The following is a 24482-nucleotide window of genomic DNA, read 5'->3' as shown; positions in this document are numbered from 1 at the left end:
CGGGGGCGGGCTCAGGCGAGCAGGTCGAGGTCCAGGGTGCGCAGGCGGTCGGGGTCGGCGAGGATGTCGATCTCGGTGATGCGACCGCCGCTGATCGTGAAGCCCATGACGGCGAACGGCCGCCCACCGCTCATCGTCACCAGTCCGGCGGTGCCGTTGACCAGCGCCGGGCGGGCGGCGCGGCCGAAGCGGCGGAACGTCATCGCCCGGGCGGCGACGGCGCGTGCCCCGACGGTCCGCCCGGAGCCCGCGGCCCCCATCCCGGCGGCGCCCCGGTCGGCGCGCAGCACCACGTCGGGGTCGAGCACGGCGACGAGGGCGTCGAAGTCCCCGCCGCGGGCGGCAGCGAGGAAGGCGTCGACGACGACGCGCTGGCGGGCCAGGTCCACGTCGGGCGTGGTGGGCGCGCCCTGCACCCGGCGCCGGGCCCGGCTGGCGAGCTGGCGGGTGGCCGCCGGGGAACGCCCGACGATCGGGGCGATGTCGTCGAAGGGGACGGCGAACATGTCGTGCAGCACGAACGCGAGCCGTTCGGCCGGGCCGAGGGTCTCCAGGACCACGAGCAGGGCCAGGCCGACCGCGTCGGCGATCAGCGCCTGCTGGGCGGGGTCGACGCCGTCGGCGCGGCTGACGACCGGGTCGGGCAGGCGGACGAGGTCGTCGAGGGGATCCTCCCGCCGGGCGGTGCGCGAACGCAGCATGTCCAGGCACACCCGTCCGACGACGGTCGTCAGCCAGCCGCCGAGGTTGGTCACGGCGTCGCTGTCGGCGCGGCTCAGGCGCAGCCATGCCTCCTGCACCGCGTCGTCGGCCTCGGTCAGCGAGCCGAGCATGCGGTAGGCGACCGCCCGCAGCTGGCCGCGATGCGCCTCGAACCGGGCCGCGAGCAGCTCCTGGGCGCCGTCTCGTTCCTGCTCGTCCATGATCGCCTTCCGTCGTCGCGGGGTGTCGCAACCCTGACGGATCACAGGCCGCCGGCGTGACGCCTCGGCGGCCTGTCGTGGCGCCGCGGGCCGGCGGACGCGCGGGTCAGGCGTGTTCGCCGGCGACGGTGTGCCGGGGGGCGACGCCGTCGGGCCGGAAGACGCGGGCGGGTGGGCCGGTGGGGTCGGTGCCGAGGGTGTTGCCGCAGCGGGTGGAGATCCACGTCGACATCGAGTTCGGTCGCATCATCGGCCGCCAGCTCTCCAGGTCGTAGGTGTCGCCGGTGGCGTATCCCCGGCCGCCGCCCAGCGCGGGAATCAGGGCCAGGTCCTGGTGGCAGGCCAGTTGGGCGTGCAGGCTGTCGGTGACGTCGCGGCCGAGGGCGGGCAGCGTGGTCACGCAGCCGCCGATGGCCGTCCAGATCGCGTCGGTGGCCTCGTGGCGCTCGGCGTGGCGGGCGGCGGAGGTGGGCCGCACCGAGATCCGCAGCCGGCCGTCGGCCCACTGCTCGACGACGATCTCCTCGACGTAGCGGCTGGCCCCGCAGTACGGCGCCGCTGCCGCGGGCGCCGCGGCGGCGGGCCGCGTGGGGGCCGCGGCGGGCGCGGGGGTGGACGGGGCGGGAGTGGTCACCGCCGGGGCGGGGCGGGCCGCGGCGTCCGCGCGGGTGGGGCCGTCGGCGCCGGTGCCGGAATGGCAGCCGGCGAGCAACCCGCTCACCAGCACCCCGGCCACGGCCAGGGTCACCGGCGTGAGCAGCGGCCGGCGCCGCCCGCGGCGTCCCGGGTGGCAGTGCGGACGCCGTCCGGGGCGGCACTGGGGGTGGTGTCCGGTGTGGGCGGCCGGGTGGCGGGGCGGACGGTGGTGCGGACGGTGCTGCGGGGTCGGCGGGACGCAGGTGGCGGGCCGGGCGGCGGCACGGCGAAAGGGGGTCGGCGTCTGCACGGGCAGAAGGGTAGGTCCGGGCGGGGTCGCGGGGCGCGAGCGACCCGGCCCGGCGGATGGCGGATGCGCGGTCGGGACCGCGGGTGGGGGATCTGTCCGCTGTGGCAGGTGCGGTCAACCCCACAGGGCGCGGGCGAGGGCCACGCCGGCCGCGGCGGCGCCGACCCCGGCGAGCAGGCTGGCGGCGACGGTGAGGGCGGCGAGACGGCGGCGACCGCTCTCGACCAGGCGCAGGACCTCGTAGGACAGCGTCGAGTAGGTGCTCAGCGCCCCGCACAGCCCGGTGCCGACCAGCAGCGTCACCCGGGTCGAGGCGGCGCCGGCGGCGACCGCGCCGGTGACCAGGCCGAGCACGGCGCTGGCCGTGGTGTTCACCGTGATCGTGCCCCAGGGCAGCGGGCTGTCGTGGCGGGCCTGCACGGCCCGGTCGGTGAGGTAGCGCAGCGGGGCGCCCACCGCCGCGCCGAGGATCACCAGCAGCCAGCTCACCGCCGTCGCCGCCCGGGCGCCAGCAGCCGGCGGGTCGCGGCCGTGGCCGCCCACACCGCGGCGAGTGCCACGGTCGGAGTCAGCGCCAGGGCGGCCAGGGCCGCACGCGGCCGACCGTCGTCGAGGAGCCCTTCGACGCCGACGGCGTAGGTGGAGAAGGTGGTGAACCCGCCGAGGATCCCGGTGCCGAGGAATGGGCGGGCCAGCGGGTGGGCGAGGCGGCCGGCGGCCAGCAGGGCCATGAGCACGCCGATCGCCGCGCAGCCGACGGCGTTGACCGCCATGGTGGTCCAGCCGAACGCGCCGGGCGGGGTCGGCCAGGCCAGCGCCGCGGCGTAGCGGGCGCAGGCGCCCAGGGCGCCGCCGGCGGCGATCGCCCCCAGCAGCGGCACCGGGCGGGTGCGTAGTTCGGCGCGCTGGGCCGGCAGGTGCAGGTCGACGTCGGGATCGGTCGCGGCAGTAGCAACCCCGGGATCGGCCACGGCCCCGGGATCGGTCGCGGTTCCCGGACCGGTCGCGGTTCCCGGACTGGCCGAGACCCCGGGATCGGTCACGGCCTCGGGATCGGTGGGGGTGCCGGGCCGCGCGGGGGGTGTGCGCTGCGGTGCGGGCCGCTCGGTCATCAGGTTCCTCCCTGCGTGGGCGCCCGACCGGCGGGGTCGGGCGCAGCCGTGGACACGCAGGGACCGTTGGCGGCGCGCTGCCGCGGTTCGACTACGGCGGGCCCCACCGCCGCCGGCGGCCGCAGGGCGGGCACCGTCCGCACGCGACTCTACCGGCCGACGGACGGCCCGCCTGCCGGCCCCGGCGGTCCGGATGCCGCCCGCCCGCGCCACCAGCCGCCGGCGGGCCGACACAGGGCGAACGGTGACAGGGATGCGAACGGTGACGGGGAGGCGCGGTGGGCGACGGAGGTGGCGGTGGGCACCCCGCCCGCTCTGTTCGATCGCCGTCGTACACTAGACGGAGCGTGTTCGGTGACCATCGAACACACCGTGAGGGGTGTCCGGGCCGCGCGAGGGCCCGGGGCCGGCGCCGGCAGCGGCGCGGAGGTGAGGAGGACCGTCATGGCGGTGCTGTTGGGACGGGTGGGCGTGTGGTCGCCGTCGTTCGCCTGGACCGAACCGGACGCCGTCGCCGCGGCGACCGCGGAGCTGGACACCCTCGGCTACGGCGCGCTGTGGATCGGCGCCGCCCCGGCAGACCTGGCCCTGCCCGAACAGATCCTCGCCGCCAGCAGCCGGCTGGCCGTGGCCACCGGGATCGTCAACGTGTGGACGACCGAGCCGGCCCCGCTCGCCGCCGCCTACCACCGCCTCGACGCCGCGTACCCGGACCGGTTCCTGCTCGGACTCGGTATCAGCCACGCCCGGGTCGTGGAGGGACTCGGCCGCCAGTACACCCGGCCGCTGGCCCACCTCGGGCAGTTCCTCGACGGGCTGGACGGTGCCGACGACCCGGTGCCGGCCCAGGCGCGGGTGCTCGCCGCGCTGCGACCCCGGGCGCTCGAGCTGTCCGCGCGCCGCGCCCGCGGCGCCCATCCCTACCTGGTCACCCCCGAGTACACCGTCGCCGCCCGCGCGACACTCGGCGACGGCGTCCTGCTCGCCCCCGACCAGAAGGTCGTGCTGGCCACCGATCCCGGCGATGCCCGCGAGCGGGCCCGGTCGAACCTGCGCTACTACCTCGCCATGCCCAACTACGTCGCCAACCTGCAGGCGCTGGGCTTCGACGCCGACGACGTCGCCGGGTCGGGCAGCGACCGGCTCGTCGACGCCCTCTATGCCTGGGGCACCCCCGCGCAGGCCGCGCAGCGTGTGCGCGACCATCTCGACGCCGGCGCCGACCACGTCGCCGTGCAGGTCATCTCCGCCGACGTCGACCTGGTCACCCGCACGGGCCGTCCCACCGTCGAGGAATGGCGCGCCCTGGCCGCCGAACTGCTCTGATCCGCGCGGCCCGCCTGAACCGACGCGGCCCGCCACCCCGGCAGCGGGGTGGCGGGCCTGATGTCGTGGCCGGGGCGCGGCGGGTCGGCGCAGATGCGGCGGGTCGCCGGGTGCGGGGGGTCAGCGGTGCAGCGCGTGGCGGCGTCCGCCCACCGCCCGCCAGACCAGCAGCACGACGATGGCGCCGAGGATGGACCCGACGATGCCCGAGGGCTGCAGCGCCCCTTCGCCGAAGTCCTTGTCGAACAGGACGTAGCCGAGGAAACCGCCGACGAACGAGCCGACGACGCCCAGCAGGATCGTGGCGGGGATGCTCATCGGATCGGGTCCGGGCACCAGCAGGCGGGCCACGGCCCCCGCGATGAGACCAAGTACCACCCAGGTGATGAGGGTCCAGAGCACAGCGGGCCTCCGACAGGTGAGGATCAGCGGCGGGGTTGCCGATGATCGGCGATGAGATCGACCGCGATGTACCCGCCGCCCACACTTCGTCAAACATCACCTCGCCCGTCGGGCGGGCGACAGGGCACCGGCGGCGGGTGGGGCCCGTGGCGGCGGGTGGGACACCGCCCGGACGGCCGGATGCCCCGCCCGTCGCCGCGGCGGCGCGGCCGGCCGTAGCATGCTCTTGAGGCCGGCGGTGGGTCCGACCCCGTCCGTAGGATGGTTTTCGTGGGTGACATCGGTACGCCTGAGCTGCTCATCATCATCGTCGTCGTCGTGGTGCTGTTCGGGGCGAAGAAGCTCCCCGACGCCGCCCGCTCCCTGGGCCGCTCGCTGCGGATCTTCAAGTCCGAGATCAAGGGCCTGCACGACGACGACGACCCGGCCCCGGCTGCCGCGGCCCCCGCCGTGCCGGCCGTGACGACGCCGGTCTCGCCCGTCGACGCCGCCGCGGTGGCCCCCGCCCCGCCGTCCCCGGCCGCTTCCGGCGCCGCCGCAGCGGTCGCCGGGCCGGCTTCGACCGCGGACAGCGCGGTGGACGGCCGACCCGCCGGGTCGCGCTGAGCCGCGCCGCCGCGAGCGGCCGTCACGCTCACGGCCGTCACGCTCACGGCTGCCGCCGGGGGGCGTGCCGCATCCTGGCCTGCTGGTAGGCGAGCAGGCTGTGCACGAGCTCGTGGCGCTCGCCCAGCACCGCCCGCGCCGCCTCGGCCAGTCGCGCGCACCGGTCCGCCGCCTCGGCCTGCTCGCCCCGATCGAGGGCGTCGCCCTGGCGGTCGCGGGCGCGTAGGAGCCCGAACCGGGCGGTGAACCACTGCGGATCGTCGACCGGCCCGGCCGCGGCGAGCCGCTCGGCGATCGCGGTGAACCGGTGGGCGGACTGACCGGGCCGGCCCTGGGCGAGCAGTGCCTCGGCGTTACGTAACTCCTCCCGGACCCAGGCCGGTGACGGCGGGCGATCCGCCGTCGCCAGCGGGCCGCCCCGCCCGTCGCCGCCGCAGTCCGCCGCCGCGCCGCGCAGCCCGGGGTAGGGCGGTTCGACGGCGGGCTTGGCGCGGCGGCCGCGCACGGCGGCGAGCAGTCGCCTGCGGGCGGTGTCGCGGTCGAGGGCGAACAGGTCGACGGTGCCGAGCTGGCCCAGCAGCCCCGGCCGCACACAGTCCTCGACCCGGACGATCAGCAGCGCACCCCTGCGGCCCGCGGCCTCGTGACGCCAGGCGCTCTGCCACTGCGCCCGGGCGTCGCTGCAGGCCAGGTAGGCGGTCGAGAGCACGGCGAGGGTCGGCAGGGCGTCGGTGGCGGCCTGGTGCAGCCGGTCGACCGGGTGGGTGCCCGCGCCGAAGTCCCACGCCTCGATCAGCGTCGGGTAGCCGGCCTCCTCCAACTGCCAGGCGATCCACTGCGCCCACGCCAGGTCCGGCCGGACATAGGAGACGAAGATCGTCTTTCGGAGTCGGCGCGGCCCGCCGGCGACGTCGCCCCACAGCGCGGCGGGGGTCGGGAGAGGCACGGCGAGGGGCGGGTCCGCCGGAACGCGGGGCGCGGGCCACGGTGAGGGCGGATCATCGTCGCGCCCGGCCGGATCGCCGGCGGCCGAGTCTCCCGCGGCCGAGTCTCCCGCGGCCGGATCTCCCGCGGCCGGGTCCTGGGCCGGTGCGGGGTCCGTCGCCGGGTCGAGGGCGGCGACCGCTGCGGGCGCGAGGCGGCCGATGGGCTGTGCGGTGGTCGCACGGGCCGTCTCCCACCACCGCGCCTGGCGGGTTCGCGGCGTCGTCAATGCCTGCTCCTTCGAAGGTCGTGAATCGTGCTGGAGTTCCGCCCCCGGCGCCGCGCTCGGGCGGGTCGGCGGGTACTCCCGCGGCTGGCACCAGCGTGCCATTCCGTGTTTTGCAGACCCTAGCTGACAAGCTTCGCGAATGGGTGGCAGGATGCCCCGTCGACACGGACGGACAAACAGTCGAGATGGCGCCGGGAATGCGACGGGAAGGTCGCATCCCGCCGACGGTCGAGACATCCGCGTCGCATCAATGCGACGGCTGTCGTCGCATCTGGAAAAGTATGGAGAGAAGGAACCATGTCGGGTGTTTCGCAGAAGCCCCCGCGCGCGGTCACGGACCCTGGCCACGACGCTGTCCTGCGCTTTCGCTACGAGCTGCAGCAGCGGTTCCCGGTGACCGCGGGCAGGATAGCCCGCCACCTCCAGGCCGGCGACCCCGCCGACGAATCACGTCGCGAATTCCACTCCGTGTCCGCGCGGACCCTGTCGCGACGTGTCCTGCGGGCNTTCAGTGGCGAGACGTCCGGGACCTCGCTGCGCTGGGCGTATCTGGACGCTCACATCGTCCTGGGCGTTCCCGGTGATGCGCGGGCGAAAGTCCTGGAAGAATGTGCCGAGCTGTATCAGGCTGCTTTCCCTTTCGCGAAGGACTGCACGTTCACCGGTCCACCGCGACACGGCGATGAGACCGGCGTGCGGCTGGCCGGGCAGGTGCGCCGGTGGCTTTTCGCACCCACGGCGCAGACGGCGTCCGAGCGCGAGCTGCACCAGGCGATGGCCTGGCAGATGATGATGTTTCCCGACGACAGCCTCTACAACCTGTGCCGCCGGGGGTACGTCAGCGCGCTCGCCACGGCGCGGGGACGCGCGGGGCGGCCGTGGCCGCGGGACGCGCTGGCGTTCCTCGACGACTGTGAACGACTCATCGACGACGTCGAGCGGCGGGCCGGGGCCGCCCCGCGGCGCCCGGCGTACCCGCTGCACCGCGCCTACCACCAGTCCGCGGGTCGCCACCTCGACTCCCACCAGCAGATGCGACACGCCGTCGCCGCGCTCACCGCCACCTCGGACTCGACGCAGCCGAAATCGACGCAGCCGGACTCGACGCGGCCGGACGCCGCGCAATCGGACGCCGCGCAGCCGACGCAGGCCGGACCGGCACCGTCGACGGGCGCCGGCGGCGGACCGGGCGAGCTGCGGGGCGCCGTCCCGGTGCGGGGGGCGTGCGCCGCCGGGGGGTGACCGGATGTGGCTCCCGGTCCGGGGTGGCAAGGGTGAACCGGCCCCGCGCGCCGCGCACCCACGCCGGCGGGCGGCGTCCCGGCGGCCGGGCGGGGCGTCCGCCAGCGGTGCGAGCGCCGGCAGACCGGCCGGAAATACGACGCATATGCACTGCCATAGGCGCGGGAATCGGCGGTCGTCGCCGGGCGGCAGCCGATTCCCGCCGCGGTCGGCGGCACGGGCGCCACGGCGGGTGCGGGCGGCGGCGGTTCAGCACGCACCCGCCGTCCGCGGCCCGCCGCCTCCGGGCTGACCTGCGCCGTCACGCCGGCCCGAAGGCGGCGCCGCCCCTGCGGGCGCCGGCCGTGCCGGGTGTCGGTGCCGCGTCCGGCGGCGCTCACCCCGCCGATACGTGCCGATCCGGACGCCGCCGCACACAGCACGGACCATGCCGCCACCGGCCGTTCACCTTGCAGGGCTGCCAACGCTGTCCGCGTCGCACTTCGGCCCGAAGGCGGCCCGGGCCGGGCCGGGGCGGGGCAGCGGCGTCCGGCGACATTCGGCGCGGGTTCCCGCGGGCGGTGTGCGCGGTTCATCAGCAGCGGGCAGGCCGCGGTGCAGCACCGGTGGTGTTCACTCGAACCGGTGGCGACGCCGAGGGTCCGCCGTGCTGCGGTGCGCCGATCGTCGGAGCCTGGGAGCCGCGGACGAGAAGCGGTGAGAAGAGGATGGTGATCCGCCGTGCGTGTGGACATCTGGAGTGACGTCGTCTGCCCGTGGTGCTACGTCGGCAAGGCCCGGTTCGACCGGGCGCTCGCCACGTTCGCCCACCGCGACGAGGTGCAGGTGCGCTTCCACTCCTACGAGCTGAACCCGACCCTGCCCCGGGGCCGGTCCGAGTCGCTGCTCGTCGCGCTGGCCCGCAAGTTCAGCGACGTACCGGCGGCCGAGATCGAGGGCATGGAGCACCGTGTCGCCGACGCCGCCCGCCAGGAGGGGCTGGCCTACCGGTCCGACCGGCGCAACGGCAACACCTTCGACCTGCACCGGGTGTTGCATCTGGCCGGCGAGGCGGGCCGGCAGGCCGAGGCGGTCAGCGCGCTCAACCAGGCGCATTTCGGGGCCGGCCGCGACGTGTTCGACCACGACGTCGCCGTCGAGGTGTTCACCGCCGCCGGTCTGCCCGCCGCCGAGGTGCGCCGGGTCCTGGCCGGCGACGACTACGCCGAGCGGGTGTTCGCCGACGAGCGCGCCGCCCACGACATGCGCGTCACCGGGGTGCCGTTCTTCGTCGTCGACCGCACCCTGGCGGTGTCCGGGGCGCGCCCGGCGGACCTGTTCGCCCGCACCCTCGACCAGGCGTGGGCGCGGCGCGCCCAACGGGTGGCCTGACCGATCCGTCGCCCCCGGCGCTCCGGTACGGTTCTGGCGTGGTCATCGTGCCGGAGCCCTCGTGGGACGTCGCCGTGGACGCCGACGAGCTGCACCGCCGACATGCACCGTCGCAGCCGGCGTTCACCCTCGTGCACACCCACTGCCGCATCGTGTGGGACCTCGCCGCCGGGCTGCTGGCCGCGGGCGCCGCGCCGCAGGCCGATGCCGGGCTGGTGCGCACCGGGGCGCTGCTGCACGACATCGGCGTCTACCGCCTCTACGACGACGCCGGCCAGCTCGATCACGCCCAGTACCTGCGCCACGGGGTGCTCGGCCATGAGCTGCTCGCCGCCGACGGGCTGCCCGAGACCGTCTGCCGGTTCGCCTCCTGCCACACCGGCGTCGGGCTGACCCGCGCCGACATCGCCGCCGGTGATCTGCCGCTGCCGCCGGGGGACTACGTCGCGCAGACCGTCGAGGAACGGCTGGTCATGTACGCCGACAAGTTCCACTCGAAGAGCAACCCGTCGAGTTTCCTGACCGTGGAGGCCTACCGCGGCTACGTCCGCCGCTTCGGCGCGGACAAGGTGGCCCGGTTCGACGAGCTGACCGCCGAGTTCGGTGTCCCGGACCTCGCCGCCCTCGCCGCCCGCCACGGCATGACCGTCCGCGGCGGCTGACCGGCGCTTCACCGACCGTCGGCGGGTTCAGCGCACGAGGGCGGCGAGGGTGTCGACCTGCGCGGGGTCGTCGGCGTAGCAGTAGAGCACCAGCTCGTCGGCGCCGAACGCGGCGTAGGCGGCGACCGTGTCGACGATCTCGGCAGGGTCGTGCAGCGGCTCGCCCCACCCCGGCCGTCCGGTGAAGGCGTAGTAGTCCGCGATGGCCCGGCGGGCACGGGTGAGCGTGGCCGGCCCGCCGACGGCCACATTGACCTGGCAGACCAGCCGCGGCCGCCCGTCGCGCCCGGCGGCGGCCCACTGCTCGCCCACCGCGCGGACCAGGGGCCCGGCCCAGGCCAGCGGCGCCGCGCAGACGAAACCGTCGCCGTGGCGCGCGGCGCGGCGCAGCGCCGCCGGGGCGAACCCGCCGACGAGGATCGGCGGGCCACCCGGTGTCGCCGGGCGCGGGCCGATCGGGGCGCCGCGGTGGGGCTGCCCGGCCCAGATCGCGCGCAGCGCGACGAGCTGGTCGTCGAGGGTCCGCCCGCGGTGGTGCATCGGTGTCCCCGCCGCGGCGTGGTCGTCGGCGCGGCCGCCGATGCCGACCCCGAGGACGAACCGGCCGCCGGACATGCGGTCGACGGTGGCGACCTGCTTGGCCAGCAGCGCGGTGGCCCGCAGCGGGCCGAGCAGGACCTCGGTCTGCAGCCGGATGCTGGTGGTGGCACCGGCAAGGGTGGCCAGCGCGACGAGCGGCTCGGGATTGTCGAAGGTAAGCCGGTCGAGCAGCGCCAGGGAGTCGAAACCGGCCGCCTGCGCGCGGACGGCCCAGTCGAGCAGGCGGGCGGGGTCACTGATGGGCAGGCCGAGACCGAGGTCCATGATGATCTCCGAAAGGTGGGCAGCGGACAGCGCTGTCGCCACCTCCTCCTCACCCGGGCGAGGAGCCGGCTCCCTCTGCGACGTGGTGCGTGGAGCACGGCAAGCGGAGTTCCGCCGCCGACCGTACCCGACCCCTGCCTGGGGTGCACCCGCCCCGCCGGTCCGCTGGCCGCCGCCGCGGCGGGCGGGGTCAGCGGGCCCACGGGTCCTGCACCGGCATGGGCACGCCGTGGCGTCCCGTCATCCGGGACACGGCGAACGCGGCGATCTCCTGCAACGCGACGTCACCGAGCCGGCGGATCCCGGCGACCCCCGCGGCGACGCGCTGCTCGCAGGCGCGGGCGCCGACGTCGTCGCCGACCAGCCGGTAGGCGTCGGCGAGGTCGCGCAGCACCGTCGGATAGAACGCCGGCAGCGGCAGTGGCAACCCGCGGCGCGCCACGTAGGACTCGCGCACCTGCTCGCCGGCGTGCAGCGCCCGCAGCAGCCAGGCGAGCCGGTCGTGCTGATCGTCCTGCAGGGCCGCCATCGCCAGGGCGCAGTCGGCGCGCAGCGGCGCGTCGTCGACCGGGCTGAGCTGCCGCCACACGGCGGCGAGCAGGCCGCGGGCGGCCTGCCGCCGGCCGCCGCGGGCCAGTTCGCCGCCGCGTTCGATCTGCTCCGCGCGCGGATCCACCTGATGCACGAGCCGCCCTCCCGTCTGCGGCCGCCGTGGTGGCGGCGGCCGGCGAACGCCGACGGCGATGACGATAGGACCGACCTCCGACAGTTTTCGTCCCGTCGCGGGCGGCCCGCGCGACCGCCGCCGATCAGGTGGACCGACAGCCGGGCGACCGCCGGCGTCCGCGGCGGCGGTGGGAATTAGGGTAGGCCGCGATGACGCTTCACCGCCGGTCCGCACACCGGTGACCGGCGAGATCGCGCGGTCCACCGACGCCGACAACATCGACATCGACATCGACATCGACGCCGCCGACATCGACGTCGCCGACGCCGCACGGCCGCTGCCCGTGCCGGGCGGATCCGCCGCCGGGGGCGCCGCGCCGCTCGCGCTGCCCGCCGAGCTGGCCGCGCGCGTCGGTGACTACGCCCGCGCGTCGCGGTCGGCGTCGACGTGGCGCGCCTACGACAGCGACCTGCGCCAGTTCCGCGCCTGGTGCGCCCGCCAACCGGCCGCGCCCAGCGCGCTACCGGCGACCCCGGCCACCGTCGCCGGCTACCTGGCCACGCTCGCCGACGCCGGCTACCGGCCCTCGACGATCCGCCGCCGCCTCGCCGCGATCTCCGTGGCCCACCAGCTCGCCCACCATCCCAACCCGGCCGCCGCCCCCGAGGTCGGCGCCGTCTGGGACGGCATCCGACGCACCCGCGGGGTGCGGCCCACCCGCAAGACCGCGCTGGACACCGACCTGCTCACCCGGGTCGTGGCGGGCCTGCGCGACGACGACGTCGCCGACGCCCGCGACCGGGCCCTGCTGCTCATCGGCTTCGCCGGCTGCCTGCGCCGCAGCGAACTGGTCGGCCTCGACGTCGCCGACCTGGTAGAGACACCCGACGGTCTCATCCTCACCATCCGCAGGTCCAAGACCGACCAGGAGGGCGAAGGGGCACTGGTCGGCATCGCCTACGGCTCCTACCGGCCGACCTGCCCGGTGCGGGCGTGGCGGGCCTGGGCGCAGGCGGCCGACCTGCGTGAGGGCCCGGCGTTCCGCGCGGTCAGCCGGCACGGCCACGTCGGCGCGACGAGGCTCTACCCCGGGTCGGTGGCCCGCATCGTGCAGCGCCGCGTCGCCGCCGCGGGCCTCGACCCCGCCGACTTCGCCGGGCATTCGCTGCGCTCGGGGTTCGCCACCGCCGCCGCCCGCGCCGGCGTCGCCGACCGCTCCATCATGCGCCAGGGCCGCTGGCGCTCCTCGGCGTCCCTGGACGGCTACATCCGCGCCGGGCGCCTGTTCGACCGCGACAACCCCTCCGGCCGCGTCGGGCTGTAACCGGTGGCCGGTGGCCGGCCGGGCCGGTGGCCGGCGGCCGGCGGGCAGGGACGCGCTCGTCATCGGCGCCGAGCGCGGTCGACGACGACGGCGAGCAGCACCCCCCACGTCTGCAGAAGCAGCGCCCCGGCGTCGGCCAGCCCGACCGTCAGCAGTCCGACCGCGACGGTGCACGCCACGGCGAGCATCGCCGCGGCGCGCCACGCCGAACCGCCGGTGGCACTCGTGGTCGGTCCGCGCCGCCGGTCACCGTCGGTGCGACGGCCGGCGGGACGCCGTGGACGTGGCGGGACGCCTGCGGCCCTGCGGCGGCGCGTAGCCGCCGGCCGGCGAGCGTCCCCCCGCCTGGTCCGGCCGCATCCCCGCCGGCGGTGGGCGGCCCCGCAGCGCCGGGGATGGCGGGGATGGCTGTCGCTGCGGGCCAGCGGTGCGCGCGGTCGGCCCGGTCGGCGACGGGGCGGCAGGCAGCGGCGACGACGCATCGGCACTCCTGGAGAAAAGGGGGATCGCCGCGGTCGGTGGCCGGCCCGGGAAGACCCGGACACCGACACGGACGATCCTGTGGACGACATCATCGGTAACGATTCGGGCTGTGCGTACCCTTCTTAGCGAGCGGCAGGAATGCATGACAAGCTGCCGCATCCGCGATCGGGGTGGACCGTCGAGCCGTCGAATGCGACAGAAATGTTGCATCGGTCCCGCGCCGACCTTCCGCCACGCCCGCGGACCTCGATATGGCACTCCGTGCCATATCACAGCCCCGAAATATTGTGCCCGAGATCTCACAGAGAGCGATGAACGCGATGGTGGGTGCGCAGCAGCGAGAACCGGTTCCGCACAGGAACCACCATGTCACAGCATTGCTCGCCGAGCGATACGCACAGTATCTGCATCACAGAGTGTCACTGGACGAGATCGCCAGGTACCTTCGACCAGACGAACCAACAGACAAACAACGAAATCTTGCGGCTAAAATTGGACGTTTCTTTCGGAACGGCTCGGGCGCCGCATCGGAGCGCTGGTCCTACCTTCAGTCGGAGATACTGCTCGGCTTTCCCTCGGCGGAGCGGCCGGACCGGATCCTCGCCTGCGNGGCGCTGTACCGGCGGGCTTTTCCCGACGCGACGGACTGCCCGTACTCCGGCACGGAGACAAAGGACGAGTCCCTTGCGGACTATGCCCGGCGCAACGTCGAGGACTCGTTGCGACTCCTGGGGCAGCTCGCCACTCCCGAGGACCTGTCGGACGACGACGTGCGCTTCGTGGCCGACCGACTCGTCCCACTGCTCGACGTCGGCAGCCTGTTCAACCCATGCCGCCGGCTGGCGTCCTTTCTGCGCGCCCAGGCACGCGAGCCGCTCAGCCCGCAGGAGCTCCAGGCCATCACCCAGTGCGATACGCACATCGCGCAGGTCGACCGGGAGCTCGCCGCCGCCGGGTCGCCGCACCTCGTCGCCGGTCTGCGCGGCTACATCTTCGACCACCGCAGCGAGCACCGGCAGATGCTCGCCCCCGCAGGCGGCCCGACCACCCCCCCAGCAACCGGCGTCGAGACGCCCACCGCCCTCGCCTCGCCGGACGGCCCGCCGCGCTCGGCCCCCACCGACGCCGCACCCACCGACGCCGCACCCACCGACGGTCCGGGCGACCCCCCGGCTGCGCCAGGCCGACGGCTGCGGACCTCGCCACCGAGGGCCCGGTCCAAGGACCTTCCCCCGGCCGCCACGGACCTGCACGGCGCCGCGGCGGCGCACCTGCGGCAGGCACCCGACGACACAGCACCGCCCGGCACCGGCCTGCCCTCGCGCGACGCGGAGCCGTCCGCATGATCCGCCGACGACGGGCGAGTACCCTGACCCGCTCGACCGCCCGAGCCGGTCAGCGCCGGCGAGGACGGCCGGACAGGTGGTGGCGAAACGGCGAGCGGACGGGCGGGCACGCGAGTCGGCACGCTGATCGCCCACCCCGCCCGCCGCCGCGGCCACCATGGTCGGGTTCTCGTCCGGGCAGGGGCGTGGCAGGCTGCCAGGTGTGAGTATGGGTGGCGCCGCGGCGGAACCGGGTTCCGGCACGGGCGCGGACGCCGCCGCGGCGGGCGGACGGGCCGGCCCCGGCGAGCTGGGCGGTCCGCCCGGCGGTGAGGGGCGCACGGTGCCGGCAGGGCCGTCGTGGGACATCATCGTCTCCCACAGCGTCGCCGAGCCGGACGCCGCCTGGGCACGCTGGTTGTGCTGGCAGCTCGCCCACGCCGGCTACCGGGTGCTCAGCCACCCCCTGGTCGACAGCGCCCCGCCCGCCGGGGCGGCGCCGGTCGATCTCGATCGCCATCTCACGCTCGGCGGAGAGATCCTCGTCATCTGGTCAGCGGCCTACCGGGCGCAGACGGCCCGGTCGGTCGCCGCCGGGACGCCGGCCAGGGCGACGGTGGCGGGCAATGCGGCGATGCCGGGCATGGCGGCGGTGGCGGACAAGGCGACGATGGCGGGGGCGCCTCCGACGACGCGTCCCGGGCGCGACGCCGGCCCGCCGCGGACCGCCGGGGTCGGCGCGGGGGGCGGCGGGCGGATCATCCTGGTGCGGATCGAGGACTGCTCGCGGCCCGCGCCGTTCGCCGGCCTGCTCGCCTTCGACCTGTTCGGCCTGGATGCGACGCTGGCGCGCGACTGGCTGCTGCGCCAGGTNACCGTCGTCGCCCCCCGGCCCGCGACCGACCTCACCCCGCCGCCGTTTCCCCCCACCTCGTTCGCCGGCACCGACACCGGCGCCGACGGCCAGCCGAGCCCATGCCCCGGCGACACCGGCGGACACCGTCCGCCCGGCCCACCGGCGCGCGGCGGCACCGCGGGCGCCAGCGCCGGCGCGACGTTCACCGGCGCCGGCGTCCGACGCGAGCGCGGCGCCGCCCGCGACCTGGCCGCCGCCCGCCGCCTGGCCGTCCTGCCCGAGGAACGCGGCCATCCGATGAGCGTCAGCTTCAGCCCGACCGCGGCACTGCTCGCCACCGGCGGCACCGACACCACCGTCCGGCTGTGGCAGGCGGCGTTCCCCGACCCTCCACGGCTGGTCGCCACCGTCGGCTACGGTCGGCGGATCAACCAGGAGTGGGCGCGGGCGGTGACGTTCAGCCCGGACGGGCGCATCCTCGCCGCCGCCGGCGACGCGGGTACCACCGTGCTGTGGCAGGTCGCCGACCCGGCCCGCCCGGTGCCGCTGATGACGCTGACCGGCCATCGCGGCTACCTGCACGACCTCGGGTTCAGCCCCGGCGGCACCCTGCTGGCCACCGCCGGCGACGACCGGGCGGTGCTGCTGTGGGACCTCGCCGAGCCGGGGGTGCCGCGGCGCGCGGCGATCCTCGCCGGGCATCGCAGCGCCGTGCGGGCGGTGGCCTTCAGCCCCGACGGCACCCTGCTGGCCACCGGCGCCGAGGACCGCACGGTCACCCTGTGGGATCTCGCCGACCCGACCCACCCGAGCGCCACCGTGACGCTGTCCGGCGCCCGCGGGGCCGTGTTCAGCGTGGCGTTCAGCCCCGACGGCGACCTGCTCGCCGTGGCCGGCAAGGACCGCACCGTGCGGGTCTACTCGGTGGCCGACCCCACCACCGAGACCGTCCTGGTCGAGATCGCCGACCATCGCCGCGCCGTGCAGGCCGTCGCCTTCAGCCCCGACGGCACCCTGCTGGCCACCGCCAGTGCCGACCGCACCGCGACGGTGCGCGACATCACCGACCCCGAACGTCCCGGCCCCGGCCACCGCCTGCCCGCCCACGCCGGCCCCGTCCAGGACGTCGCCTTCGCCCCCGACAGCCGCCTGCTGGCCACCGCCGGCGCCGACCGCCGCACCGTCCTGTGGGACCTCTTCCCGTCCCCACCCGCCGACGCCCGCTGACCCGCCGACCCCGCGTTCCGCCCGACACCGACGCTCCGTTCGAACCCGACGTCTGGTCCCGCTTCCGGCGGCCGCGGTCGCCCACGGCAGCCGATACGATCATCGGATGCGGCGGCGACGACGTCCCCCGGTCATCGCGTTACTCGGCGTCGACGGGGTGGGCAAGACCACCCAGGCGCGGCTGCTCGCCCGCACCCTGACCGCCGCCGGGCAGCCGGCCAGCTATTTCGAAAACGGCGGCGGCCGGCCGCTGCTCGATCCGCTCGCCCGCAGGCTGGGCCGCCGTGACGGCCCGAACCTGCTCGGCCCGCGCGTCCACGTCGCCGTCGAGGCGACGTTCCGCGGCCTGGCGATCACCCGCGCGCTGGCGCTGTCCCGGCTCACCGGCCGCATCGCGGTCATGGACCGCTACACCTACTGCCAGTACGCGGTCATGCGGCTACGCGGCGACGGCGACGGCCGGCGGGTGCGCGCCGCCTACCGCCGATTCCCGACCCCCGACCTGGTGGTGCTGTTCACCGTCCCGGCGGCGCTCGCCCAGGAGCGAGTCGAACACCGCGGCCGCGACCACGAGGACCTCGACCGGCTGACCGCCTTCGCCCAGGCCTACCGCGACCTGCCCGAGGCCGCCGCGTTCCACGAACTGCCCGCCTCCGGCACCACCGACGAGGTACACGCCGCCCTGTACCCGCTCGTCACCGCCGCGCTGAACCGCTGACCGCGCAGGGCGCCGCACGGGCGTCGGGATCCGCATCCGCCCGCCTGGAAATGATGCTGTTCCGCGGAACACCAAGATCGTCTACGCGTCGCGGGTCACGGCCGGCGCCAACCGAAAGTGACCATGGCCGTGAGGTTCGCACCCTGCCGTGGCCCGGCGCATCCGATTTTCCGCCGGCGATCCGATCATCCGGTGACGGAACGCGCGACGCGCAGGCCCACGTCGTCGAGGCGCACCGTCGGATGGCTGCGGCGGCGCACCGAGGCCCGGCAGCTCCACTCCTCGTCGAACCACCCGCCGCCGCGCAGCACCCGGTAGGTGCCGTAGACCTCGGCGTCGTAGACGTCCCAGCACCATTCCCACACATTGCCCAGCATGTCGTGCAGGCCCCACGCGTTGGCCACCCGGCCGCCCACCTCCTGGGGCCGCCCGCCCGCGTTGGCGCGATACCAGGCGATGTCGTCGAGCCGGCCGTAGCGGGGCCCCGTTGTGCCGGCACGGCAGGCGTGTTCCCACTCCGCCTCGGTCGGCAGCCGGTATCCGTCGGCCCCGGCATCCCACGCGATCACGTCGCCGTCGCCGTCAGGCAACCGGTACGCCGGTGTCAACCTCTCGTGCCGGGACAGGGCGTTGCAGAATCGGACAGCGTCCCACCAGCTGATGCCCTCGACGGGCAGCCCGTCGCCGTGGACACTGCTCGGCCGCTGGCCGGTGATCCGCGTGTACTGCTCCTGGGTGACGGGGAAGGCCGCCAGCCAGTAGGGGGCGAGCTCCACTGACCAGCGGCACTGGGTGCGCCGGTCCGACAGGGTCACCTGCCCGGGCGGGACGGCTCGCATCGCGGGGGACGCGTCTGNCTGCATCGGATGATGATCTCACCGCCGGCAGCCGGTGGTGAGGTGCCCGCGAGCTGTTCCATCGGGGGCGCCGCCGGCGGTGGGGTGCGGTTCCGCGGAACCGTGATGGGTCGGGGCTGAGGCCGGCGCGCCGCTCAGGGTCATGACCGGCAGCGATCATCGCCGTCGTTGCCGCGGCCGCCGCGGGGCATCCGGGCCGGATCGTTCCGTTATCTCCGACACCTACATCGCGCTGTTCAGCCGGTTCATCCCCTGCGGGGTGTGGGAGACGGTCCACATCATCGACGGCCTGCTGCACAACGAGTCCGAGGTGACACCGGATGTGGTGCATGCGGATACCCAGGGCCAGATCACCGGCGTGGTCAACCAGCTCGTTACCGAAGGCCAGGTGGTCGACCCCGACGACCTGGCCACCATCTCCCTTACATTCTGATCCGGATACTATGATTCCGGCGTTTCCGCCGACCACTCGGTCGGGCGAACGAAGTGCAGAATCTCTTCTCCTTTTTCTAGCCGCAGTCTGCGTCCGCTGGGAACGAAGCCGACCCGACGATAGAGCCGCTGCGCCCGGTCATTGCCGGCTCCGGTCCACAGCTGAAGCCATGCAAAGCCGCGGAGACAGGCCTGGTCCGCGAGGTGTCCGATCAGCAGCTCACCCACCCGTCGCCCCCAGTGGTCGGGGTGGACGAAGACCATCGAAACGTGGCACAACCCGTCCAGCTTCGGTCCCTGGCCGTCCTGAGCGCGGCCTGGTTCCGCCAAAACCATGCCGAGAACTGTCGTGCCTGCCACGGCGATGAGGAGGAGACCATCGGGGGCGGCAAGCTTGGCCCGCACTCTGGCGACCCGCTGAGGGCCGGGAGGTTGTCCGCGGGCAGTATTGGCTTCCTGCCAGACACCCAGGGCGGCAGGAAGATCATCGCCGCGCGCGAGACGGATCTCCACCGGCGCTGGGTCCAGTACAGGTTCCATGGTCCGATGATCGCCCGCTACCGCTCCCTGACCGCTTTCAGCGGGGGGGGGGATTACGGCCGCGCTCTCCGGCAGGGGTACCAAGATCTGCGAGAAACGGCCCGGGGGGTTAGAGAAGGTCCTCAAGTCGGGTGGCGACCTGGCGGTAGCGGCTGACCGGAACGAGGTGCACACCGGCGAAGGCGCCGCTGTCGCGCAGCCGTAGTACCTGGTCGCAGGCCGCTTCGACCCCGGCCACCTGGTCCCGTTCGACCGCGTGGACGAGGTCGTCGGGGATGTCGATGTCGGGGATGGTCGCGGCGAGGCGGCGGGCCATCCCGGCGCTCGCGAGGACCATCACGCCGGCGTAGACCGGCAGTGCGACCGGATGGGCGTCGCGCCAGCGCAGCAAGGCGTCCACCGAGTAGCTGACCTGTACGAACAGGAAGTCGGCCGCTCGTTTCCATGCGGGCAGTGGACGTAGGCCGGCCGCGGCGCCGACCCGGAACGCCGGCGAGTCCGCGAAGGCCGGATCCTCGCTGGCCGCGCGGGCCTCGTCCATCATCGCGCGCACGGTCAGGTCGCTGGTCCGGTTCCCGGCGGTGGGTTTGTCGCCGTGGACGAACAGGAACTCCTCGACGCCGTAGGCCGCGGCGGTGAGCAGGTCGCGGCGGAAGCCGAGCAGGTTACGGTCGCGGGAGTTCACGCAGGCGATGCTGCGTCCCCCCATGGTCTGCACCTCGTGGGCGACGGCGATGCTCGACACCGTCGCGCGTCCGATGTGGTTGTCGGGGATCAGGAACGCATCGGTGACGGGGCTCAGGACGCCGATCTGGTGGCGGGCGTGGGTCAGATCCGGCCGGGTCGGCGGCTCGATCTCGCAGATCAGCTCGAAGCCGCGCGCCGGACGTTCGTGACCCGCCATGGATTCCTGCATCCGGACAGGATAGGACGCCACGATCCACCCGCCGGCGTTGGCGCGCTACCAGGCGATGTCGTCGAGCCCGGCAGCGGCGGGGGCCACCCGGCGACACAATGACGGATGTGATCAGCTCTTCGGACGGTCCGGTGAACCCGCCCTGGCAGCGGTTGGAGGCCGAGGGGTGGAGGCTGTCGGACGATCCCGCACGCCTGGACCGTCACCAGGTGTGGAGATGGTTGTCGCTGGAGTCCGCCTGGTCGCGTGGCCGCAGCCAGGCGGCGGTGAACACCTCGCTCGACCAGTCCCTCACCGTGGGCGTCTACGACCCGGCCGGTCGGCAGCGGGGAGTCGCCCGGTGCGTGACCGACCGGGTGGCCGTCGCCTTCATCGACGACGTCCACGTCGATGCGGACCATCGCGGTAAAGGGGTCGGGCGCTGGCTGGTCTGCGGGCTGCTGCGGCATCCACAGGTGCGCGACATCCCGCAGTTCACGCTGGTGACCGACGAGGCGCACGCCCACTACGCCGCAAGCGGCTTCACGTCCCTGGCGAAGATCGAGCGGTGGATGCAGTGGCGACGCGACACCGGTTCTGCGTACACGCCCGATCCCTGGCCCCGATCCGCCGGCTGAGCCGTCGGGCGCCTTCACGGGGATGGCGCCCAGTGGGCGGGGCGGGCGAGTGCCGCGGGCAGGACGGTGGCCTCGTCGCCGCGGGCGGCGTCGAGCTGGGCCTGCACGACGAACAGCGCCCCGCGCAGGTCCGCGCCACTCACCTCGGCGCCGCGGAGGTCCGCTCCGCGCAGGTCGGCGCCTCTCAGGTCGGCGCCGCGCAGGTTCGCTTCGATCAGCAGCCGACCGGTCAGCTCCGCGCCCCGCAGGTCAGCGCCGGCCAGCCGGGCTCCGACCAGGTCGACGCCCAGGGCGCGTAGCCGTCCCTGCCCGCCGGCGGCGGGGGTGAGCCCGGCACGCAGCAGGGCGCTGGCGCGGGTGAGCAGGCCGTGGACGGCGCGGCGATGGGCGGGCACGTCCACGGCGAGCAGAGTGTCGGCGTCGGCGCCGGTCAGGGTGACGGTCGCCGCCGCGGTGGCATCCACCTCGGCGAGCAGGCCGGCGCGGAGAGCGGGGGCCTGCTCGCCGGCGGTGAGCAGGCCGTGGGCCTCGGCGAGGTGGTGCAGGGACTCGTGCAGGGTGCGCATGACCGCGAAGGTGTCGAACATCCGGGTGGCGTCGCCGGGGTGGGTGCGCCAGTCGCGGCCGGCGAAGGTGACCTGGCTGACCTGCTGGCCGGCGCCGAAGCAGTCGAACACCGCGCAGCCGCGGAACCCGCGGGGACGCAGCTCGTCGTGCACGGAGCAGCCGTGGCGGGCGTTCAGGTGCCGGCATGGCGTCCCCGGGGGCTTGCTGATCGGGAAGTCCGCCGAGGCGGTGAAGCCCGGGGCGACGCAGCACAGCGCGAAGCAGTGTGAGCAGTCCGCGCGCAGCGGCGGGTCGGTCACCGCGGGGGCCTCCTCGACGTCGGCGGATATGTCATGCTGGCGAACGCGACAGCTTCGGGAGGAAGCCGGTGTGAATCCGGCGCGGTCCCGCCACTGTCACCGGGAAGTGCGTCTTCCCGGGTGGATCCACCGGCGCGACGCGGCGCAGGAGGGCACATCCGGTGATCGTCGCGCCCGGGCTGGGAGCGGACTTCCCGGCACCGGGTGGGACGACGGGTCACGGCCGCGGCAGGCGGCTGGAAGGCCGAAGGCGCGCGTCGACCCGGGAGCCAGGATACTCCGGCCGTCGCAGGGTGATCACCAAGGGCGAGGACCCTCCGGGAGGACATCAGCATGCCTGCAACACCGTCCCATCGGACGCCCCATCGGCGCGATCGGCCGCGCCGGCCGCATCGGCACGATCGGCACGTGGTCGCGGCGGCGCGGCGGTGGTGAACTTCCCGCTGTCCGCCGTCGTCGGCGCCGACGACCTGCGCCTGGCGCTGCTACTCAACGCGGTCAGTCCGACGCTCGGCGGCGTGCTGGTGCGCGGCGAGAAGGGCACCGCCAAGTCCACCGCCGTGCGGGGGCTGGCGGCGCTGCTGCCCGGCGTCGACGTGGTCGTCGGCTGCCGGTTCGCCTGCGCGCCGAGCGCGCCGAACCCGGACTGCCCCGACGGCCCGCATCCCGACGGCGCGGCGCAGGCCACCCGGGCGGCGCGGCTCGTCGAGCTGCCCGTCGGCGCCTCCGAGGACCGGGTCACCGGGTCGGTCGACCTCGACCGGGCGCTCGCCGAGGGGATCAGCGTGCTGCGCCCGGGGCTGCTGGCCGCCGCCCACCGCGGGGTGCTCTACGTCGACGAGGTCAACCTGCTCGGTGATCATCTCGTCGATCTGCTCCTCGACGCCGCCGCGCTCGGCGTCGCCCACGTCGAACGCGACGGGGTCTCCGTGCGCCATCCGGCGTCGTTCCTGCTGGTCGGGACCATGAACCCGGAGGAGGGGGAGCTGCGCCCGCAGCTGCTCGACCGGTTCGGGCTGACCGTGCAGGTCGCCGCCAGCCGCGACCCGCAGCTACGCGCGCAGGTCGTGCGCCGCCGGCTGGCCTTCGAAGCCGACCCGGACGGGTTCGCCGCCGCCTGGGCGCCGGCCGAAGCGGCCCTCGCCGCCCACGTCGCCGCCGCCCGCGCCCGCCTGGCCACCGTCACGCTGACCGACGCGGCACTACGTGCGGTGAGCACCGTGTGCGCCGGGGTCGACGTCGACGGAATGCGCGCGGACGTCGTCCTGGCGAAGACGGCGATGGCGCTGGCCGCCTGGTCCGGGCACGGCACGGTCCGCGCCGCGGACATCCGCGCCGGCGCGCGCCTGGCCCTGCCGCACCGGCGCCGCCGCGGCCCGTTCGACGCCCCCGACCTCGACGACGCCGCCCTCGACGCCGCCCTCGACGCCGCCCTCGCCGGCCTCGACGCCACCGCCGACGCCGAACTCGCCGACACCGCCCTCGCCGACACCGCCCTCGCCGACGCGGCGGCCGACCCCGACCGTGCGGCGCACGGCGACGCCGACGGCACGGACGGCGAGGGCGCACGCTCGCGGCGGGACACCGCCGGCGACACCCACGGCGGCCGCGGCGTCGACAGCAGCGGCCCGGACGGCCGCGGCCCGAGCCCGGACGACGACCCCGATGGCAACGACCCCGACGGCGGCCCGGACGGCCCCGGCGGCGGCGCGTCACACGGCGACGACCACATCGGCCCCGGCGGCCCCTTCGGCGCTGGCAGCGGGCTGCACGGGCGGTCGCCGGCGGACGGCGGCGACCCGGCGGCCGACCCGGGCGCGCAGCCGGGCGCCGACGATCCGCGGCTGCCCGCGACGGCCGGCAGGACCCACCGCGGCCCCGCCGGCCCCGGACCTGGCAGCGCGGCGCGCGGGCACCGGGCGGGCGGGGGACATCTCACCCTCCCACCGGCACCGTTCCCCCCGTTCACCGCGAGCACCCCGGGATCGGGTCACGCCGGCGGCCCACCCGACCCGGCCGCCGCCGGGGTCGGAGTCGCCGGGGCGCCCGGGGCGGCGTTTCGACCCCGGCTGCTCGCCGTCGCCGGCCTGGGCACCGCCGCCGGTGCCGCCGGGCGCCGCTCCCTGGCCCGCGGCAGCCGCGGGGCGGTGGTCACCACCGCCGCCGACGCCCCCGGGCTGCACCTGCCCGCCACCCTGCTGGCCGCCGCCCCCCACCAGCACGCCCGCGGCCGGCACGGGCCCGCCCCGATCCTGCTGCCCGCCGACCGGCGCGGCGCGGTGCGGGTGGGCCGCGAGGGCAACCTGGTGCTGTTCGTCGTCGACGCCAGCGGGTCGATGGCCGCCCAGGCCCGGATGACCCTGGTCACCACCGCCGTGCTCGCCCTGCTCACCGACGCCTACCAGCGCCGCGACCGCATCGGCATGATCACCTTTCGGGGGTCGAGCGCCGAGGTGGTGCTCGCCCCCACCGCCAGCGTCGAGGTCGGCGCCGCCCGGCTGCGCGCGCTGCCGACCGGCGGGCGCACCCCGCTGGCCGCCGGGCTCACCCGCGCCGGGCAGGTCCTGCGCGCCGAACGGCGCCGCGACCCGGCCCGGCGCGCCCTGCTCGTCGTCGTCACCGACGGGCGCGCCACCGCCGGCGCCGACCCGCTGCCAGTGGCCCGCGCCCTGGTCCGCGCCGCCGGTGGCGCGGGCGGACCGGCCACCAGTCGGCCCCGCGGCGGGCGCGGCCCGGGGGGCACCGCGGGCCGCGGCGGGCTGGCCAGCGTCGTCGTCGACTGCGAGAGCGGCTTCCTGCGCCTGGGGCTGGCCGGCCGGCTCGCCCACGCCCTCGACGGGATCACGATCCCCCTCGACGCCCTGCCCCTGCTGACCCCACCGCCGACGACCCCACCGCCGACGACCCGGCCGACGCCGCCGACGCCGCCGCCGGCACCGGCACCGCCGGCACCGCGCCCACGCCCGCGCGCCAGAAAGGCGGCCTGA

At 75.6% G+C, this 24482-nt stretch carries 22 protein-coding genes, 1 pseudogene and 1 riboswitch; of the genes and pseudogenes, 11 read left to right on the top strand and 12 right to left on the bottom strand.

All coding sequences use genetic code 11. From position 1 onward, the window contains the following. Positions 1–11: 11 nt before the first annotated feature. From UK82_RS14245 to UK82_RS14230, 4 genes are all read right to left on the bottom strand, one after another. Entirely contained in the window at positions 12–923 is a 912-nt protein-coding gene (locus UK82_RS14245) for a sigma-70 family RNA polymerase sigma factor (RefSeq protein WP_044883162.1), read from the bottom strand. Between the two features lie 106 nt (positions 924–1029). Further along, positions 1030–1671 (bottom strand): DUF2599 domain-containing protein, encoded by a 642-nt coding sequence (locus UK82_RS14240; RefSeq protein ID WP_236705918.1) that lies wholly within the window; start codon positions 1669–1671, stop codon positions 1030–1032. Positions 1672–1983: 312 nt separating this feature from the next. Then, the gene (locus tag UK82_RS14235; RefSeq protein ID WP_044883300.1) at positions 1984–2358 is read right to left on the bottom strand and encodes a CrcB family protein; all 375 of its coding nucleotides are present in this window, start codon (positions 2356–2358) and stop codon (positions 1984–1986) included. Beyond that, on the bottom strand, positions 2355–2840 hold the full coding sequence (locus UK82_RS14230) for a CrcB family protein (protein ID WP_055407661.1): 486 nt from the start codon (positions 2838–2840) through the stop codon (positions 2355–2357). Before UK82_RS14230 ends, UK82_RS14235 begins: the two co-directional genes overlap by 4 nt. Before the next feature lie 585 nt (positions 2841–3425). Here UK82_RS14230 and UK82_RS14225 point away from each other — a divergent pair. Further along, positions 3426–4307: a TIGR03620 family F420-dependent LLM class oxidoreductase gene (locus UK82_RS14225; protein ID WP_055407659.1), complete on the top strand. Its 882-nt coding sequence runs from the start codon at positions 3426–3428 to the stop codon at positions 4305–4307. A gap of 120 nt (positions 4308–4427) precedes the next feature. Here UK82_RS14225 and UK82_RS14220 read toward each other — a convergent pair whose 3' ends face one another. Beyond that, complete coding sequence (locus tag UK82_RS14220; protein WP_044883160.1) at positions 4428–4709, bottom strand: GlsB/YeaQ/YmgE family stress response membrane protein; 282 nt, start codon at positions 4707–4709, stop codon at positions 4428–4430. A gap of 261 nt (positions 4710–4970) precedes the next feature. On the opposite strand from UK82_RS14220, the gene tatA reads away from it, so the two are divergent. Continuing rightward, positions 4971–5315 (top strand): Sec-independent protein translocase subunit TatA, encoded by a 345-nt coding sequence (gene tatA / locus UK82_RS14215; RefSeq protein WP_063870309.1) that lies wholly within the window; start codon positions 4971–4973, stop codon positions 5313–5315. 43 nt (positions 5316–5358) lie between these two features. On the opposite strand, the gene UK82_RS34360 is transcribed toward tatA, so the two are convergent. Then, positions 5359–6528 carry a toll/interleukin-1 receptor domain-containing protein gene (locus UK82_RS34360; protein WP_063897488.1) on the bottom strand — a complete coding sequence of 390 codons (1170 nt, stop codon included), beginning with the start codon at positions 6526–6528 and terminating at the stop codon, positions 5359–5361. Between the two features lie 507 nt (positions 6529–7035). Here UK82_RS34360 and UK82_RS14205 point away from each other — a divergent pair. From UK82_RS14205 to UK82_RS14195, 3 genes are all read left to right on the top strand, one after another. Next, positions 7036–7770 (top strand): hypothetical protein (locus UK82_RS14205; RefSeq protein WP_236705916.1); only part of this gene is annotated, 735 nt, incomplete at its 5' end. A 720-nt stretch (positions 7771–8490) separates the two neighbouring features. Further along, positions 8491–9141: a DsbA family oxidoreductase gene (locus tag UK82_RS14200; RefSeq protein ID WP_044883157.1), complete on the top strand. Its 651-nt coding sequence runs from the start codon at positions 8491–8493 to the stop codon at positions 9139–9141. A gap of 38 nt (positions 9142–9179) precedes the next feature. Continuing rightward, a complete protein-coding gene (locus UK82_RS14195) occupies positions 9180–9803 on the top strand; it encodes an HD domain-containing protein (protein ID WP_044883297.1) in 624 nt (207 codons plus the stop codon). A gap of 27 nt (positions 9804–9830) precedes the next feature. Here UK82_RS14195 and UK82_RS14190 read toward each other — a convergent pair whose 3' ends face one another. Together UK82_RS14190 and UK82_RS14185 are read right to left on the bottom strand one after the other, a co-directional pair. Then, on the bottom strand, positions 9831–10667 hold the full coding sequence (locus tag UK82_RS14190; protein WP_055407601.1) for an LLM class flavin-dependent oxidoreductase: 837 nt from the start codon (positions 10665–10667) through the stop codon (positions 9831–9833). A gap of 190 nt (positions 10668–10857) precedes the next feature. Beyond that, positions 10858–11352 carry a hypothetical protein gene (locus UK82_RS14185; RefSeq protein WP_044883156.1) on the bottom strand — a complete coding sequence of 165 codons (495 nt, stop codon included), beginning with the start codon at positions 11350–11352 and terminating at the stop codon, positions 10858–10860. A gap of 319 nt (positions 11353–11671) precedes the next feature. Here UK82_RS14185 and UK82_RS14180 point away from each other — a divergent pair, with 319 nt between their 5' ends. The 3 genes from UK82_RS14180 (at position 11672) to UK82_RS14165 (ending at position 17267) form a co-directional block, all read left to right on the top strand. Continuing rightward, entirely contained in the window at positions 11672–12658 is a 987-nt protein-coding gene (locus UK82_RS14180) for a site-specific integrase (RefSeq protein WP_063897490.1), read from the top strand. Positions 12659–15340: 2682 nt separating this feature from the next. Further along, positions 15341–16549: WD40 repeat domain-containing protein (locus UK82_RS14170; RefSeq protein WP_236705914.1), on the top strand; the 1209-nt coding region annotated here is incomplete at its 5' end. Positions 16550–16655: 106 nt separating this feature from the next. After that, positions 16656–17267, top strand: a complete 612-nt coding sequence (locus UK82_RS14165) for an AAA family ATPase (protein ID WP_044883153.1) — start codon at positions 16656–16658, stop codon at positions 17265–17267. A gap of 185 nt (positions 17268–17452) precedes the next feature. On the opposite strand, the gene UK82_RS14160 is transcribed toward UK82_RS14165, so the two are convergent. After that, positions 17453–18106 carry a formylglycine-generating enzyme family protein gene (locus UK82_RS14160; RefSeq protein WP_152989897.1) on the bottom strand — a complete coding sequence of 218 codons (654 nt, stop codon included), beginning with the start codon at positions 18104–18106 and terminating at the stop codon, positions 17453–17455. Positions 18107–18266: 160 nt separating this feature from the next. Between UK82_RS14160 and UK82_RS34355 the strand changes: the two are divergent. Beyond that, a pseudogene (locus UK82_RS34355) lies at positions 18267–18473 on the top strand (Tn3 family transposase); the annotation flags it as partial. A gap of 92 nt (positions 18474–18565) precedes the next feature. Here the strand turns inward: UK82_RS34355 and UK82_RS31420 are convergent. Continuing rightward, positions 18566–19096 carry a GNAT family N-acetyltransferase gene (locus UK82_RS31420; RefSeq protein WP_082121595.1) on the bottom strand — a complete coding sequence of 177 codons (531 nt, stop codon included), beginning with the start codon at positions 19094–19096 and terminating at the stop codon, positions 18566–18568. 109 nt (positions 19097–19205) lie between these two features. Continuing rightward, positions 19206–20012 (bottom strand): methylenetetrahydrofolate reductase, encoded by an 807-nt coding sequence (locus UK82_RS14150; protein ID WP_044883150.1) that lies wholly within the window; start codon positions 20010–20012, stop codon positions 19206–19208. A 98-nt stretch (positions 20013–20110) separates the two neighbouring features. Here UK82_RS14150 and UK82_RS14145 point away from each other — a divergent pair, with 98 nt between their 5' ends. Beyond that, entirely contained in the window at positions 20111–20629 is a 519-nt protein-coding gene (locus tag UK82_RS14145; protein WP_052680895.1) for an N-acetyltransferase, read from the top strand. Positions 20630–20643: 14 nt separating this feature from the next. On the opposite strand, the gene UK82_RS14140 is transcribed toward UK82_RS14145, so the two are convergent. Beyond that, positions 20644–21495: a pentapeptide repeat-containing protein gene (locus tag UK82_RS14140; protein ID WP_082121594.1), complete on the bottom strand. Its 852-nt coding sequence runs from the start codon at positions 21493–21495 to the stop codon at positions 20644–20646. Between the two features lie 58 nt (positions 21496–21553). Beyond that, a riboswitch (cobalamin riboswitch) is annotated at positions 21554–21775 on the top strand. 148 nt (positions 21776–21923) lie between these two features. Between UK82_RS14140 and UK82_RS14135 the strand changes: the two genes are divergently transcribed. Next, a complete protein-coding gene (locus UK82_RS14135; RefSeq protein WP_055407590.1) occupies positions 21924–24482 on the top strand; it encodes a VWA domain-containing protein in 2559 nt (852 codons plus the stop codon).

The sequence above is a fragment of the Frankia sp. ACN1ag genome, from assembly GCF_001414035.1.
GTDB classification, from domain to species: Bacteria; Actinomycetota; Actinomycetes; order Frankiales; family Frankiaceae; genus Frankia; species Frankia torreyi.
Note: the sequence above shows the minus strand (reverse complement) of the source record. Positions and strands in the feature narration are given on the sequence as shown.